We start from the raw sequence: 264 nt of genomic DNA on the forward strand, positions 1-264 counted from the left end.
GCTTCGCGATCGACCACGCCTGGAACGCACGGTAGATCGACATGTGCTCGAGCGCCTCCCCCATCGTGAAGTCGCCGTAGCTGAGGTGCGCCGTCGCGCTCGGATCGTCGCTTGCGACCACCGCTGCCGTTGCCAGGTCGTTCAGGCGGTCATAGGCGGCGATGGGGTCGCTTCCCAGCAGATCGCCGGAGTAGCGATCGTCGACCTCGGCAGCGGTGCGGCCCGCGAGGACGTCGGGAACCCAGGCCTCGTCGAAGGCGTGGG

At 68.6% G+C, this 264-nt stretch carries 1 protein-coding gene; it reads right to left on the reverse strand.

The window, feature by feature from the left end; all coding sequences use genetic code 11:
* A partial coding sequence (locus WDW90_RS39845) for a hypothetical protein (protein WP_336493088.1) occupies positions 1-264 on the reverse strand: 264 nt, incomplete at both ends.

The organism is Methylobacterium nigriterrae, assembly GCF_037106235.1.
Taxonomy (GTDB): domain Bacteria; phylum Pseudomonadota; class Alphaproteobacteria; order Rhizobiales; family Beijerinckiaceae; genus Methylobacterium; species Methylobacterium nigriterrae.